Raw genomic sequence first — 14,414 nt, 5'->3', positions numbered from 1 at the left:
TTAAGCACTGTTAAGAAGTGTTAAAAATGAGCAACTTCGGGGGCGTACCGGCTACTTTCGGGCCCCATGACCCGGCAAATCAAACTTCTGGTGCTGCTGATGGCCGCGTGCACGCTGGCCCTGGCCGGCCTGCAAGCCTACTGGAACTACCAGGCCTACCGCACCGCCACCCGCACCTTCCGCCGCGACGCCAACGAAGCGCTGGCCGAAGCCGCCGGCCAGGAAATCCAGTTGCGCCAGGGGGGCCTGCTGCGGCGCTACCGAACTTGGCTGGCCGACACCAGCGCGATTATTCTGCGCGGCTACGTAGAGCCGGTGTACGGCAGCGCGCGCTTTTCCGTGGCCGACAAGCACCCGTTCCCGAAGGAAAAGCGGGCCCCGTACGAAATCGGGTTCACCGACTTTGCGGGCCGCCTGGGGCCCCGGCCGGCCCGGCTCGATGCAGCGGCCCGCGCCTTTTTCATCCAGCGCTTCACGGCGGGCGCCGTGGCGGCAGACGTGCGGGCCGGCATGACGTATTTCTATACCAAGAGCCTGGCCGACAAGCTCATCGCCGCCTACGCGGCCGATACCGTGCACCGCCGCCGCCTGGCTGGCCTCTACGCCCAGGCGCTGCGGCGGCGCGAAGTAGCCACGCCTTTCCGGCTCCGGTTTGATAGCCTGGGGGCGCCGGGGCCCCGGGCGGCGTTTGCCACCGCCCCGGTGCGCGTGGATTTTGCCAAGAAAATGGCCGGCCGGGTGCGCGCCGAATTCGCCGACCCCAACCGGGCCTACCTGGCCCGCATCAAGTGGGTGCTGCTGGGGTCGGTGGGGCTGATTGGCGTGGTGGTATTTTGCTTCGCCTACACCGTGCGCGCCCTGCTCAGCCAGGAGCGGCTGGCGGCCCTGAAGGACGACTTCGTGAACAACATGACCCACGAGCTGAAAACGCCGGTGGCCACCATCGGCGTGGCGGCCGAAGCGCTCGAGCAATTCGCGCTGGGCCCCGAAGCCACGGCCGAGTACCTGGGCATCATCCGGCAGCAGGCCGCCCGCCTGGGGGCCCTGGCCGACAAGATTTTGCAGAGCGTGGTGGCTGAGCACGCCGGCCTGGCCCTGGCCCGCCAGCCCCTCGATTTGGGGGCCCTGCTGGCGCCCGTGCTGCACGAGGCCCAGCCCCGGCTAGCGCAGGTTGATAGCCGCCTGGCCTACGCCGCGCCCGCCGGCCCCGTGCCCATCGTGGGCGACGCCGTGCACCTGACCAACGTGCTGGCCACCCTGCTCGACAACGCCCTGAAGTACGGCCAACCGGGCGGCGAAATTGCCCTCTGGTGCGGCGCGGAAAACGGCCAGGCCGTGCTGCGCATCACCAACGAGGGCCCCGGCATCCCGGCCGAGTACCAGGCGCGGGTGTTCGAGAAGTTCTTCCGCGTGCCCACCGGCAACCGCCACGACGTGCCCGGCTCGGGCCTGGGCCTGCACTACGCCCGCGCCCTGGTGCAGCGCCACGGCGGCACCCTGGCCCTGCACAGCCAGGCCGGGCGCACCACTTTCACCATCCGCCTGCCCCTCGCCGCTCCTTATGATAACGACGCCGCCCTTGCTCCACCTGCTGCTGCTCGAAGATGAACTGCCCCTGGCCCGCATTGTGCGCGAAAGCCTGGAGCGCCAGGGCTTCCGGGTGACGCACGCGGCCGACGGGGCCCTGGGGCTGGCCGCGTTCCGCCGCGAGCCGTTCGACCTGTGCCTCGTGGACATCATGCTGCCGCAGCTCGACGGGCTGGCGTTTGTGGCGGAAATCCGGCGCACCAACCAGCAGGTGCCGGTGCTCTTCCTCACGGCCAAGTCGCAGCCCGCCGACGTGGTGCAGGGCTTCGGGGTGGGCGGCAACGACTACCTGCGCAAGCCCTTCAGCCTCGACGAGCTGGTGGTGCGCCTGCGCGAGCTGCTGCGCCGGGCCCCGGCCGCCGCGCCCGCGCTGCCCGCCGCCGTGCCGCTGGGCCGCTACACGTTCGTGCCCCTGCGCCAGGAGCTGTGGCTCGACGGCCAGCTCAGCGCCACCCTCTCGCACCGCGAAACCGAGCTGCTGGAGCTACTCGCCCGCCACCAGCCCCGCCCGCTCGACCGCAAGGCGGCCCTGCTGCAACTCTGGGGCGACGACTCGTTTTTCCACGCCCGCTCGATGGACGTGTTCATCTCCCGCCTGCGCAAATACCTCCGCCACGACCCCGCCGTGGCCATCCTCAACCTGCGCGGCGTGGGCTACCGCCTGGTGGCGTAGCGCCTGTAGCGTGGACGCTGCGAGTCCGCGCGGTTGAACGGTCGCCCAACGATTATCGGCAGGACAAAGCGAAACGCGCGGACTCGCAGCGTCCACGCTACGGCCACAAAAAAGCCCGGCGCGGGGCCAGGCTTTTCGTCAAAAACACACAAGAAAAAAAGCTTACTTCACCGGCGCCAGCAGCTGGGCCAGCTTGGTTTGCAGCTCCTCGCCGCGCAGGTTGGTGGCCACGATTTTGCCGGCGGGGTCGAGCAGGAAGTTCTGGGGAATGCCCTGCACGCTGTACTGCTGGGCCACGGCGTTCTGCCAGAACTTGAGGTCCGATACTTGGTGCCAGACCAGGCCGTCGGCGGCGATGGCCTTCACCCAGGCGCCCTGGCCGGTTTCCTTGTCCAGCGACACGCCCAGGATGGTGAAGCCCTTGTCTTTGTAGGTGTTGTAGGCCGCCACCACGTTGGGGTTTTCCTGGCGGCAGGGGCCGCACCAGCTGGCCCAAAAGTCAATCAGCACGTACTTGCCGCGTAGCGACGAGAGCGTGAGCGGCTGGCCCTCGGGCGTGTTCTGGGTGAAGTCGGGCGCCAGGGCCCCCACGGCCACCGACTGCAATTTGGTGATTTGAGCGGCGATTTTCTGGCCATCGGGCGTGGCCCGCAGCTTGGGCGAAAGCTTCTGGAACAGCACGTCGTACTCGGCTGGCTTAGGAGCATAGCCCACGGCTTGCTTGATGGCAAACAGGCTGAACCGGTCGTTGGGGTGAGCCACCACAAAGTCGGTGGCTACCTTCTTTTCGGCCTCGGCAAGGGCGTCGAATTTGGCCTCAAGCGCGTCCATGGTAGGCTTGTCCTGCTTGGCGCGGGCGGCCATGTACTCCTTGCCCAAGGCTTTGTCTTGCGCGTTCAACTGCTTGAGCTGGGCATCTAGCTGGTCCTGCAATTTGTTGAGCGGGGTGCCCGTGACGGTAGCCTTGGCAGCCGAGTCGCGGGTGGCCACTTTCACGGTGCCTTGCTCAAGATATAAGATGTTCATATCGCGCGTTTTGTTCAGCCGCGCGCCTTGATGCGCAAACAAGAGGGTGCCCCGCGTGGGGCCCGGTACGGTGCCCTTAAACGTAAACGCGCCGTTCTTCAACACCGTCGAATCCGTCACGATTTTGCCGGCCACAGAGTAGCCGAGGTAGACTTTATCAACCGCTTTGGGGTTGGCGACTTTGCCGGTCAGTACGAAGTTTTCGGCCTGGGCCTGGGCCAGCAGGGGGAGGGCCCCGAGGGCCGCGGCGAAGAGGAGTTTCATGAGGAAAGGAGAATGGTGCGGACGGCTAAGGTAGCGCCCAATAGCGCGTTAGGAAAGTGCCACGTCCAGGGCCCTACTTCTGGGCGGCGGCCCAGGCGTCCATCTTCTTTTCCAGCACGGCCAGCGGCATCGAGCCGTCCTTCAGAATCTCGTCGTGGAAGGCGCTCAGCGAGAACTTGGGGCCCAGCTGCTGCTCGTACCGGGTGCGCAGGGCCCTGATTTTCAGGGCCCCAATCTTGTAGCCCAGCGCCTGGCCGGGGATGGCCATGTAGCGCTCGATGGCCGAGGTGGCGTCCTGGGTGCTCAGGGGCAGGTTGTCGAGCATGTAGGCGATGGCCTGCTCGCGGGTCAGGTTGCGCGAGTGCAGGCCGGTGTCCACCACCAGGCGCACGGCGCGCAGCATCTCGTCGCCCAGGGCCCCGGCGTACTGGTAGGGGTCGGTGTAGAGGCCCAGCTCCTTGCCCAGGCTTTCGCAGTACAGGGCCCAGCCCTCCACGTAGGCGTTCTGGCTGCCAAAGCGCCGGAACTTGGGCAGGGCGGTGTTTTCCTGCTGCAACGAAATCTGGTAGTGGTGCCCGGGAATGGCCTCGTGCAGAAACAGCGACTCCATGCCCGAGGTGGTCGTGAACTGGGTGGCGTCGAGGATGGGCACGTAGAAAATGCCCGGCCGCGAGCCGTCCGGGGCCCCCTGGTTGTACTCGGCCGAGGCCGAGGCAGCACGGAAGGCCTCGGTCTGGCGGATCTCGAACGGCGTTTTGGGCACGTGGCCGAACATCTTGGTCAGGTTTGGCGCCATGCGCTGGTGGATGGCCTCGAAGGCGGCCAAAATCTGGGCCGGCGTTTTGTAGGGCCGGAAGCGCTGGTCGGTCTTCAGGTACTCGAAAAACGCCCGCAAGTCGCCCTTAAAGCCCACGCTGGCCTTCACGCGCTCCATCTCGGCGCGGATGCGCTTCACCTCGCCCAGGCCCACCTGGTAAATTTCGGCCGGCGTCAGCTCGGTCGTCGTCGAGTTGGCCACCAGGTACTTGTACATGGCCGGGCCGCCGGGCAGGGCCCCCAGGCCGCTGGTGGCGCGGGCCTTGGGCAGGTACTCGGTTTGCAGGAAGTCGCCCAATTTTTTGTACGTCGGCACCAGCTCGGTGCTGATGGCCTTCTTATAATCGGCCGTCAGCCGGGCCTTATCGGCCGCCGAGAAGCTGGCGGGAAACTTGTTGATGGGGCTGTAAAACAGGCTCTTGGTGGGGTCGGCCACCACCAGGGCCCGCATCTGGGGCACCATTTGCACTACCAGGGCCCGGGGCAGCACCACGCCGGCCCGTGCGCCGGTGCGGAAGTTGGCCACGGCCGTATCGGCCCACGTGGCAAAGCCCCGCACGCGGCCCAGCCAGTTGTCGTAGTCCTTCACCGTTTTGAACGGCTGAATGCCCTCGCCCGAGCCCATCTGGCCCATCGTCAGGGGCAGGGCGTAGAACTGGTTGAAGGGCATCATCCAGGTATTCAGGCGCAAGCCGGCCAGGTTTTGCTGCAGCTGGTACCGGAAGATGTCGTAGCTCAGCTGGTCGTTGGGCCCCAGCTTGGCCCGGTCGAAGCGCTCCAGCCGCGTGAGGTAGGTTTGGTAAAACGTGCGCAGCGAGTCGCGGTAGGCGCGGGTGCCGTCGTTGGGCAGCTGGTCGTTGAAGCGGTTGTCGCCCTGGCTGGTGGCCGAGAGCGGGTCGAGGCGCGACTGCCGTTCCCAGTACGCGTCGAACAGGGCCCCCAGGGCCTTGGGGTCGGCGGCGGTGGGGGCCCCGGCGGCGGTTTCGGCGGGGCGGTTTTGGTTGCAAGCGGTGGCCAGGGCGGCGGCCAGCCCGGCGAGGAGAAGTTTTTTCATGAACGAACGAAACGAATGCGGCAGCCAAACTACGGCCCCCGCCGGGTACGCCGCGTGAAGAGTGGGGCGGCCACCGCCCGGCCAATTATCTTTGATGCTTTCCCGATCCGTTAGCTTCGTTATGCAAGAAATTATTCCCGCCGGTGCCGTTGCGCTGCCCCGGCTGCCCAAGGCCCCGACCGGCATCGACGGCCTCGACGAAATCACCGAGGGCGGCCTGCCGCTGGGCCGGCCCACGCTGGTCTGCGGCAGCGCCGGCTGCGGCAAAACCCTGCTGGGCATCGAGTTCCTGGTGCGCGGCATCCAGAACTACGGCGAGCCCGGCGTGCTGATGACCTTCGAGGAAACCGCCGAAGAGCTGGCGGCCAACGTGGCCTCGCTGGGCTTTGACTTGGGGGCCCTGCAAGCCGCCAAGCTGCTGCGCGTGGACCACGTGCACGTGGACCGCTCGGAGATGGAGGAAAACGGCGAGTACGACCTCGAAGGCCTGTTCATCCGCCTCGGCTACGCCATTGACGCCATCGGGGCCAAGCGCGTGGTGCTCGACACCATCGAAACGCTGTTTGCGGGCTTCACCAACGAATCGGTGCTGCGCTCGGAAATCCGCCGGCTGTTTCGCTGGCTGAAGGACAAGGGCGTGACCACCGTCATCACCGCCGAGCGCGGCGACGGCACCCTTACCCGGCAAGGATTGGAGGAGTACGTGTCGGACTGCGTGATTTTGCTCGATAACCGGGTGATTGACCAGATTACGACCCGCCGGCTGCGCGTGGTGAAGTACCGCGGCAGCACCCACGGCACCAACGAGTACCCCTACCTCATCACCGAGGACGGCATTTCGGTGCTGCCCGTCACCTCCCTCAAGCTCGAGCACACGGTGTCGAACGAAATCGTGTCGTCGGGTGTGCCCGGCCTCGACGCCATGTTCGAGCGCGGCGGCTGGTACCGGGGCAGCAGCACGCTGCTGACGGGCACGGCCGGCACGGCCAAAACCACGCTGGCCGCCTCCTTCGCGCTGGCCGCCTGCCAGCGCGGCGAGCGGTGCCTGTACTTCGCCTTCGAAGAATCGCCGGCCCAGCTCGTGCGCAACATGCAGTCGGTGGGCATCGACCTGGCGCCCTGCCTCGCCCAGGGTTTGCTGCGCATCGATGCCTCGCGCCCCACCCTCAACGGCCTGGAGCGCCACCTCGTGACGCTGCACCGGCTCGTGAGCGAGTTCCGGCCCAGCACGGTCATCATCGACCCCATCAGCAACCTGATTTCGGTGGGCAGCACGAGCGAGGTGCGCAGCATGCTCACCCGCCTGATCGACTACCTGAAAGTGCACGGCATCTCGGCCCTGTTCACGGCCCTCATCAGCGGGCGCGACGGGCGAATGGAAATGACCGAGGAAGGCGTCTCGTCGCTGGTCGACACCTGGATTTCGGTGCGCGACCTGGAGGGCATCGGCGAGCGCAACCGCGGCCTGAGTATCTTCAAGGCGCGCGGCCTGGCCCACTCCAACCAAGTGCGCGAATTCGAAGTAACCCCGCGCGGCGTGGAGCTGCTCGACGTGGTGGTGGGCCCCACCGGCATCATCACCGGGGCGGGGCGCCTGGCCCAGCGTGCCCAGGCCCTGGCCGCTGCCGAAGCCGAGCGCCACGAGCTGGACCGCAACGGCCGCGAGCTGGAGCGCAAGCGCCGGGTGCTGGAGGCCACCATCGGCAACCTGCGTACCGAATTCGAATCGGTGGAGGAAGCGCTGCGCCGGGCGCGGGCGGCGCAGCAGGAGCTCCCGGCCGAAGACGATAGCGCGACCAACGGCGGAGGGGCCCCGGGGCCCCAACGTTCGGTTTAGCATTCTCGTATAGACGAGGCAATATGGAAACGAGGGAAGATTTGGCGCCGCCCGCCGACAACAAAAAATGGGAGTTGCGCTTGTACGTAGCTGGCCAAACCGCGAAGTCGGCGGCCGCGCTGGCCAACCTGCGCCGCTACTGCGCAGAATACATGGAAGGCAGCTACTCGCTGGAGGTGATTGACCTGCTGCTGCACCCGCAGCTGGCCGAGGGCGACCAGATTCTGGCCATTCCGACGCTGGTGCGCAAGGTGCCCGCGCCGCTGCGCCGCATCATCGGCGACCTCTCAAACGAGGAGCGGGTGCTGGTAGGGCTCGACATCCGCCCGCGGGATTCCCACTAGGCCGTGGAACCAACCGCCGCCCCGCCCGTCGAGTACGCCTTCAACCTGTATGTGACCGGCGCCACGCCGAATTCGACGCGGGCCGTGCGCAACATCAAGGAAATCTGCGAGCGGTACCTGCCCGGCCGCTACGCGCTGCGCATCATCGACTTGTACCAAGATCCCGAACTGGCCCAGCAACAGCAAGTTGTGGCCGCCCCCACGCTGGTGCGGGTGCGCCCGCTGCCCCAGCGGCGGCTCGTGGGCGACCTCTCTAACCGGGCCGCGGTGCTGGCCGCCCTGGGCCTGCCCGCCGCCCCCGCCGCCACATGACGCCGCCGCCCGCCCCGCTCGATGCCGCCGCCCTGGCCCTCGAAAACAAGGAGCTGCACCACCGCCTGCGTGAGGCCGAGGAGCTGATTGCCGCCGTGCGCACCGGCGCCGTGGACGCGCTGGCCATCCAGGGCCCCGAGGGGCCCCGCATCTTCACCCTGCAAAGCGCCGACCAGGGCTACCGCGCCCTCATCGAGCAGATGAACGAGGGGGCTCTGCTGCTCAGCCCCGAGGGCACGGTGCTGTACTGCAACGCGGCGCTGGCCGGGCTATTGGGCCGCGCGCCGGCCGCGCTGCTGGGGCACGCCTTCGATGCCTGCGTGCCGGCCGACTTTCAGGGCTATTGGGCCGGGCTGGTGGCGCGGGGCTGGGCCGGCAAGGCCCGCGGCGAGCTGCCCCTGCGGGGCCCCGCAGGGGCCCTGTGGCCGTGCGCCGTGTCGATGAACGGGCTGGCCTTCGGCGGGGCCCAGGCGCTGGCCGTGCTGGTAACCGACGTGTCGGCGGCGCAGGAAATCGACGGCATCCGGGCCCTGGTGGTGGAGCAGAACGCGCTGATTGATCGGGCCCACGACGAGCTGCTGCGCCAGCAAGCCGCCCGCCGCGCCGTGGAGCAGGTAGCCGCCGAGGTGGGCCGCGTGCTGGAAGGCATTCCCCAAATTGCCTGGACCTCGACCCCCACAGGCCTCAATTCCTACCTCAACCGCCGCTGGTTCGATTTCGCCGGCGAGGGCCCCCAGGCCGAGCCCGGGCCTATCACCGGCCGTATCCACCCCGACGATTTTGTGCCCGCCACGGCGCGCTGGCACCACAGCCTGGTCACCGGCGAGCCCCTCGACGTGGAGTGCCGCATCCGCAACGCGGCCGGCCACTACCGCTGGATGCTGGGCCGGGCCCTGCCCTCGCGCGACGAGGCTGGCCACATCCGGGAGTGGATTGGCACCTTCACCGACATCCACGAGCAGAAGCTGGCCCTGGAGCGCGTGGCCCAGGCCCAGGCCCAGCTGCGCGCCAACAACGAGCAGCTCGTCCGCGCGAACGAGGACCTCGATAACTTCGTGTACACCGCCTCGCACGACCTCAAGGGGCCCATCACCAACATCGAAGGCTTGCTCCAGGCCCTGGTGGCGGAGCTGCCGCCTGCCAGCCGCGACGCCGCTCAGGTGCCGGCCATTCTCGACATGATGCAGGACTCGGTGGACCGCTTCCGACGCACCATCGAGCACCTGACGACCGTGATTGAGGTGCAAAAAGCGGAGCCCCAGGTCCCCGCGCCGGCCGACGTATTGGCCGTTATTGCCGACGTGCGCCTCGACTTGGCCCCCGAGCTCCAGGCCGCCGGCGGCCGCCTCGAAGCGAACATTGCCGATTGCCCGCCGCTGCCCTTCGCCGAGAAGAACCTGCGCAGCGTGGTGTACAACCTGCTCAGCAACGCCATCAAGTACCGGGCCCCCGGCCGGCCGCTGCGCGTGCGCCTGAGCTGCCACACCGCGGGCGAGGAGCTGATTTTGGCTGTGCAGGACAACGGCCTGGGCCTGGACCTGGCCGACGAGCCCCGGCTGTTTGCCATGTTTCAGCGCCTGCACGACCACGTGGAGGGCTCGGGCATTGGCCTGTACATGGTGAAGAAGCTGGTGGAAAACGCCGGCGGCCGCATCGCCGTGCAAAGCCAGGTGGGCGTGGGCTCGACCTTTACCGTGCACTTGCGCCGGTAGACGGAACGACTCCGGGAACGGCGCTGAACTTCGCCGCGCCTGACCAACTTTCGCGCATTGGCCCCGCGCCCCGTTGAAGCAAGTCGGCTGCGCATGCCCCGCGAAGCAGCGGCGTGTTTTACCATGCCGGTTCTGCGGCTCGGCAAAATACGCAGCTGCTAAAACACGGCGATGCGCTTGACTACGGGCCCCCGGGCCGTCCGAATAACGGCGAGGTACAAACCCCGGCCGCTGTTCGCCAAAGAAAAGGTTGCCGTTGGTGAGGCCGCGCTGCCAACGTCTTCGTGGGCCACGAGCCGGCCCAAGGCGTCGTAGATGCTGATTTCCTGCACTAGGAAATCGGCCCGCTGCCAATCCACGGTCACTTGCCCACGCGTGGGGTTGGGGTACACGGCGAGGGCTTCCGCAGGCGTGAGGTCGAGGACTAAAAAGTTGCTTCCGCTGCGGGCCCGCCCGCCGGCCCCGGCCACGGAAACGGGACCGGTGTGCACGCCCCGCGGCACCCGAATCGTGGCCTGCGTGGCGCTGGTGCTGAGCACGGGGGCCGCCACGCCGTTCACGTAAAGGGTGTCCGGCTGGTTGTCGGCGTTGAAATAACGGCCCGTAACGGTTAGCACCGTGCCCACACTGCCCTCCCGGGGCTCGAAACCGGCAATGACCGGGGCGGGGACGAAAATGAAATTCGCCGCGGCCACCGCCTGGCCGCCGGGGGTGTGCACCACGAGCGCGCCGGATTGGGCCGCCGCCGGCACCAGCACCCGCAGCTCGGTGGCCGAGGCCTGCACCACCTGCGCCGGGGCCGCGCCCACCGCCACCACGTTGCGGGCGGCCGTTTCGGCGAAGTTGGTGCCGGTGATGGTCAGCACCGTGCCCGCCCGGCCCTTGCCCGGGGCAAAGCCGGCGATGGCCGGTGGGTACCACACTCGAAACGGCTGCGTGCTTTCGGCCCGGCCGCCCGGGGCTCGGACGCTCACGGGGCCCAGCAGGGCCCCAGCCGGCACTTCAACCGCCAGCTCGGTGGCCGAGGCGCTCCGAACCACGGCGGCCACGCCGTTGAACGCCACCGAGTCCAGGCGATTATCCGGCGAAAACCCGGTGCCGGTGAGCGTAACCGTCGCGCCGGGCACGCCTTCGTTGGGGGCCACTGCCGCTAGGGTAGGCGGCAAAAAAGCGGCGAAATCGGCGCGGCTGCGGGCGGCCCCGTCGGGCGTGGCCACCTGGATTTTTCCGGGCGTGGCCCCCGCCGGCACCCGCACCGTCAGCGCTGTGGCCGTTGCGCTCAGCACGGGCGCGGCTACGCCGTTGAAGGCCACCCGGTTCAGGGCCGGCGTGCCGGCAAACCGCTGGCCCCGTACCGTCACCAGCGTGCCGGCCCGGCCCTCGGCGGGCGCGAAGCCGTCGACGCTGGGCGACGCGGCCACGGCTTCGTAGGCCAGGGGGGGGGCCACTTGGTCGGGGGCGTCGTAGAGCCGGTTCACGGTGGTGTTGGTGCGCACCGGGGCGTTGTAGTCGAAAACGATGTCGGCGTAGTTCTCCACCCGGGCTTGCGGGGCCCGGCCCGGCTTGGGGCAGATGCTGAATTGCACGTACCCCTGGCTGCCCGCCGCATCGCGCGTGCTTGGCGGCAGCGCAAGGCCGCCGAAAGTAACCGTGAGCACGGGCCGCTGCTTGCCCGATACGGTGAGCCGGTACGGGTGCGACGCCGCGCCCAGGCGCAAGGTGCTCAGGTCCAGGTCCGCCGACAGCGTGTCAATGACCGTGACGTAGTAGGCGTCGTCGGTCCCCGTGTTCTGGAAGCGTACCTGGTAGTGCAGGGCCCCTTGGGTGGGCGTGTAGTGCTGGGCGGTGGTGCCGGTGGGGAACACTTGCTTGTAGTTGGGGTCGAACGAGTCGACCACCGGCTGGCAGTCTTCGGCGGTTTCGGGGCCGGTGGCGTCGGGCGGCAGGGCCGTCATGGCGGCGCTCGGGGCCGTGCTGGTGCGCTGGGCCGGCACTTCCACGGTGGCGCTGGTGCGGGCTTGCAGGGGGTGGCCGGCGGGCTGGTCGGCTTCGAGGCGCACCACCGGCCGGGTGGCCGGGATGCGCAGCACCAGGCTGTCGCCCGCGGCCAGCGCGTACCGGTGCGTGAGGGCCAACTGGGCGTCCTGGTACACCCGGAACGTGAGGCTGTCGGTGGTGGGGCCCCGGCCCCGGTTGCGCAGCGCGAAGCGCACCTGGCCGTTGGGCTCCAAGGCGCTGCGGATGTCCATCGAGGCCTTGTTCCACTGCGCCGGCTCGGGGTAAGTATTGGCGGGCGTAATCCATGCTTTGGTGCACAGCGTCAGGCCGCGGATGGCCGTGTTGCCGCACACCACCGAATCCTGGATGGTGATGCGGCCCCGTTGGTAAGGAGCCACGTCGCCGACGGCAAATACGTAGCGGCCCTGAGCGTCGCGGGTGTACGCCGCGTCGGCGTCCACCAGGACCACGTAGGGCGGCAGGGCCACCACTACCTGGGCCCCCCGGGCCGGCGCGAAGCCCGTGTTGGCGTACGCCACGGTGGTCACGCCGCGGGCGCAGCGCCGCCGCCGGTTCGCGCCCACGCTCACGCTCAGGTAGGGCGCGGTGCTCACCGAATTGCCAAAGTCGGGCCCGCGCAGGGTGCTGCCGTAGGAAACAAACGACAGGGGCGGGGCGGCCGGCGTGCAGGCGGGCGCAATGGTGCGGCCCACCTCCTGCGTGGGCAGCACCTGCCGGACGGTGTAGGCCCCGGTGTCCACGGCAATCACGTAGTTGCCGTTTTCGTCCGAAAGCCCGTAGTAGTCGCCGGGCTGCGCCACCACGGCGATGCCGGGCAAGCCTGGCTCCACTGCGTCGCGAACGCAGTTGCCGTCGCGGTCGTCGAACACGGTGCCCGTGAGCAAGTTCTCCCGGTGCACATTATCGGCAGCATAAAAGCGGAGCACGTCGCCGCTCACCGAGATGAGGCGGGTAGCCCGCCGGTTGATAACGCCTTTCAGCGGGAGCAGCGTCTGGCCCCGGCCGCCGGGGTCGAATACCTGCGTGCCCGCGTCCAGGCTATTCACGTACATGTTGCCCGATTCGTCCACGGCCAGGCTCACCGTGCACACCGGTACCGAGGTGTTCATCGTCGTGCGGGCCCCAAACTCGCGCACCAGCTGGCCGCCGGGCGTGAAGCGTTGCACCCGCCGGCCCACGTTGTCGGCCACGTACACGAAGCCGCGGGCATCCACGGCCACGGCTTGCGGCAGCCAAAGCTGGCCCGCCCCGGTGCCCCAGGTGCCGATGGCTGGCAATACCTGGCCTTGCGGCCCGATTCTGCGCACGCAGCCTCCGTAATAGTCGGTTACGTACATGCTGCCGGCCGCGTCCACGGCCAGCCCAATGCCGGACGAAGAATAGGTAATGTTGCCCCCAAAATCGGTGTAGCGGGCCAGAAAGCGCCCATCGGGGCCGAGCTTAAGAATGCTGGATTTGGTGAAGCCTGCAGTCAGCGCGTACAGGTTGCCCGCTTCGTCCAGGGTGAGGGCAAACACGTTGTCACTGGCCGAAAATTGGCCGTCGGCCGAACCGTAGCCGGCGAACTGGGCCAGCAGCTGGTGCGCGGCGTTGTACTTGCACACCTTGCCCAGGCGCTGGTCGAAGTAGTAGTAATTGCCGGCCTCGTCCTGGGCCAGCGGGTAAAACGTGTTGAGGTTGCCCCACTTGTTGAGCACCTGGCCGCTGGGGTCGAACTTGAACAGCTTGCTGTTGCCGTGGTGGTCGCGGTTGGTGGCGTAAAGGTTGCCCGCGGCGTCGAGCGCGAGGGGCGTGTGCGTGCCGTCAAAAAAGTTGTAGGCGCTGCCGGTGTTCACCCGCACCCCGTCTTTGGTAAACTTTTGAATGGACCGGCCGCGAAAAGTGGTGACGTAGAAGTCGCCCGCCGGGCCCACCGCAATGGCGGTGGCTTCGTCGTAATAAACCTGCGCCGCTTCCAGCGGAATGGTCTGCAAGAGCACGCCGGCCGCCGAGAGCTTGGTGACGTTGAAACTGTTGTCGAATACATACACGGAGCCGCCTGCGTCCACGGCCACGTCCATGGGGCGGTTCAACCGGGCGGCCCCAGTGGCGCCGTATTCAAACAGCAGCCGGCCGTTGGTGTCAAACTTTTGCACGCGGTTGTTGCCGGTGTCCGCCACGTACACGTTGCCGGCGGCGTCCACGGCCAGGCTGTTCATCTCCCGGAACTGCCCCGGGCCGCTGCCCGCCGCGCCAATCTGGAGCAGCAGCTTGCCGGTGGGGTCGTATTTGCCAACGCTGCCGTAGGTGTAATTGCAGACGTACAGGTTGCCCGCGCCGTCCACCCCCAGGCCAAAGCCGCCGCTGACGTACTGCTCCAGCGTAATGCTCTGGGCCACCTCGCCGCTGGGGGCCAGCTTGGTAACGCCGCCCCCGTCCAGCAGGTACATGAAACCCGCCCGGTCCACGGCCACGTCTTCGGGAAAAAGGACGGGCGTGCCAATGGTTTTGGTGAGACGGAAAGCAGGCAGCTGGCCAAAACACGCCAGCGTACTGCCCCAGAACACCAATAGGAATAAATATTTATTCATAAGCCAACTAAAATGCTGCCGAAGGAAAAAGAGGGTAATAAGAGGGCCCCGGATAAGTTGCATCTTGGTTATTATTAGATAAGTAACAGGGCTTCACGGCGCTAAGTCTAAGGTATTGAAAGCAACGAAATGCGGTCTGGGTGCGGCCCGCCCAGGGCATCCGCCGGCCCCGGCGCCAGGGGGGCCCCGGGTAGCTGCCC

At 67.6% G+C, this 14,414-nt stretch carries 9 protein-coding genes; 6 read left to right on the top strand and 3 right to left on the bottom strand.

The features are described from left to right. Nucleotides 1-66 precede the first annotated feature (66 nt). Together AXW84_RS15155 and AXW84_RS15150 are read left to right on the top strand one after the other, a co-directional pair. Nucleotides 67-1,608 carry a sensor histidine kinase gene (locus AXW84_RS15155; RefSeq protein WP_068234924.1) on the top strand — a complete coding sequence of 514 codons (1,542 nt, stop codon included), beginning with the start codon at nucleotides 67-69 and terminating at the stop codon, nucleotides 1,606-1,608. Further along, entirely contained in the window at nucleotides 1,562-2,260 is a 699-nt protein-coding gene (locus AXW84_RS15150) for a response regulator transcription factor (RefSeq protein ID WP_068234921.1), read from the top strand. Before AXW84_RS15155 ends, AXW84_RS15150 begins: the two co-directional genes overlap by 47 nt. Nucleotides 2,261-2,422: 162 nt before the next feature. On the opposite strand, the gene AXW84_RS15145 is transcribed toward AXW84_RS15150, so the two are convergent. Next, nucleotides 2,423-3,550, bottom strand: coding sequence for a TlpA disulfide reductase family protein (locus tag AXW84_RS15145; RefSeq protein WP_068234919.1), 1,128 nt, complete (start codon nucleotides 3,548-3,550; stop codon nucleotides 2,423-2,425). Nucleotides 3,551-3,623: 73 nt separating this feature from the next. Continuing rightward, nucleotides 3,624-5,420: a DUF885 domain-containing protein gene (locus AXW84_RS15140; protein ID WP_068234916.1), complete on the bottom strand. Its 1,797-nt coding sequence runs from the start codon at nucleotides 5,418-5,420 to the stop codon at nucleotides 3,624-3,626. Nucleotides 5,421-5,541: 121 nt separating this feature from the next. On the opposite strand from AXW84_RS15140, the gene kaiC reads away from it, so the two are divergent. From kaiC to AXW84_RS15120, 4 genes are read left to right on the top strand one after another with little or no spacing between them, the layout of a single operon-like run. Beyond that, entirely contained in the window at nucleotides 5,542-7,257 is a 1,716-nt protein-coding gene (gene kaiC, locus AXW84_RS15135) for a circadian clock protein KaiC (protein WP_068234914.1), read from the top strand. Between the two features lie 23 nt (nucleotides 7,258-7,280). Next, a complete protein-coding gene (locus AXW84_RS15130) occupies nucleotides 7,281-7,601 on the top strand; it encodes a circadian clock KaiB family protein (RefSeq protein WP_068234911.1) in 321 nt (106 codons plus the stop codon). Nucleotides 7,602-7,604: 3 nt separating this feature from the next. Further along, nucleotides 7,605-7,913 (top strand): circadian clock KaiB family protein, encoded by a 309-nt coding sequence (locus AXW84_RS15125; RefSeq protein WP_068234909.1) that lies wholly within the window; start codon nucleotides 7,605-7,607, stop codon nucleotides 7,911-7,913. Continuing rightward, on the top strand, nucleotides 7,910-9,625 hold the full coding sequence (locus tag AXW84_RS15120; protein WP_068234907.1) for an ATP-binding protein: 1,716 nt from the start codon (nucleotides 7,910-7,912) through the stop codon (nucleotides 9,623-9,625). The genes AXW84_RS15125 and AXW84_RS15120 overlap by 4 nt, the downstream gene beginning before the upstream one ends. Nucleotides 9,626-9,783: 158 nt before the next feature. On the opposite strand, the gene AXW84_RS15115 is transcribed toward AXW84_RS15120, so the two are convergent. Beyond that, nucleotides 9,784-14,214 carry a DUF7619 domain-containing protein gene (locus AXW84_RS15115; RefSeq protein ID WP_068234904.1) on the bottom strand — a complete coding sequence of 1,477 codons (4,431 nt, stop codon included), beginning with the start codon at nucleotides 14,212-14,214 and terminating at the stop codon, nucleotides 9,784-9,786. Between the last annotated feature and the right edge of the window lie 200 nt (nucleotides 14,215-14,414).

Source organism: Hymenobacter sp. PAMC 26628 (assembly GCF_001562275.1).
Classification (GTDB): domain Bacteria; phylum Bacteroidota; class Bacteroidia; order Cytophagales; family Hymenobacteraceae; genus Hymenobacter.
The sequence above is the reverse complement of the archived record's forward strand: the minus strand, read 5'-3'. Positions and strand labels throughout refer to the sequence as shown.

What these genes read in the sequence shown, in the direction of transcription:
- AXW84_RS15155 (WP_068234924.1), top strand. Translation starts at nt 67, where the DNA reads ATGACCCGGCAAATCAAACTTCTGGTGCTGCTGATGGCCGCGTGCACG.
- AXW84_RS15150 (WP_068234921.1), top strand. Translation starts at nt 1,562, where the DNA reads ATGATAACGACGCCGCCCTTGCTCCACCTGCTGCTGCTCGAAGATGAA.
- AXW84_RS15145 (WP_068234919.1), bottom strand. Translation starts at nt 3,550, where the DNA reads ATGAAACTCCTCTTCGCCGCGGCCCTCGGGGCCCTCCCCCTGCTGGCC.
- AXW84_RS15140 (WP_068234916.1), bottom strand. Translation starts at nt 5,420, where the DNA reads ATGAAAAAACTTCTCCTCGCCGGGCTGGCCGCCGCCCTGGCCACCGCT.
- kaiC (WP_068234914.1), top strand. Translation starts at nt 5,542, where the DNA reads ATGCAAGAAATTATTCCCGCCGGTGCCGTTGCGCTGCCCCGGCTGCCC.
- AXW84_RS15130 (WP_068234911.1), top strand. Translation starts at nt 7,281, where the DNA reads ATGGAAACGAGGGAAGATTTGGCGCCGCCCGCCGACAACAAAAAATGG.
- AXW84_RS15120 (WP_068234907.1), top strand. Translation starts at nt 7,910, where the DNA reads ATGACGCCGCCGCCCGCCCCGCTCGATGCCGCCGCCCTGGCCCTCGAA.
- AXW84_RS15115 (WP_068234904.1), bottom strand. Translation starts at nt 14,214, where the DNA reads ATGAATAAATATTTATTCCTATTGGTGTTCTGGGGCAGTACGCTGGCG.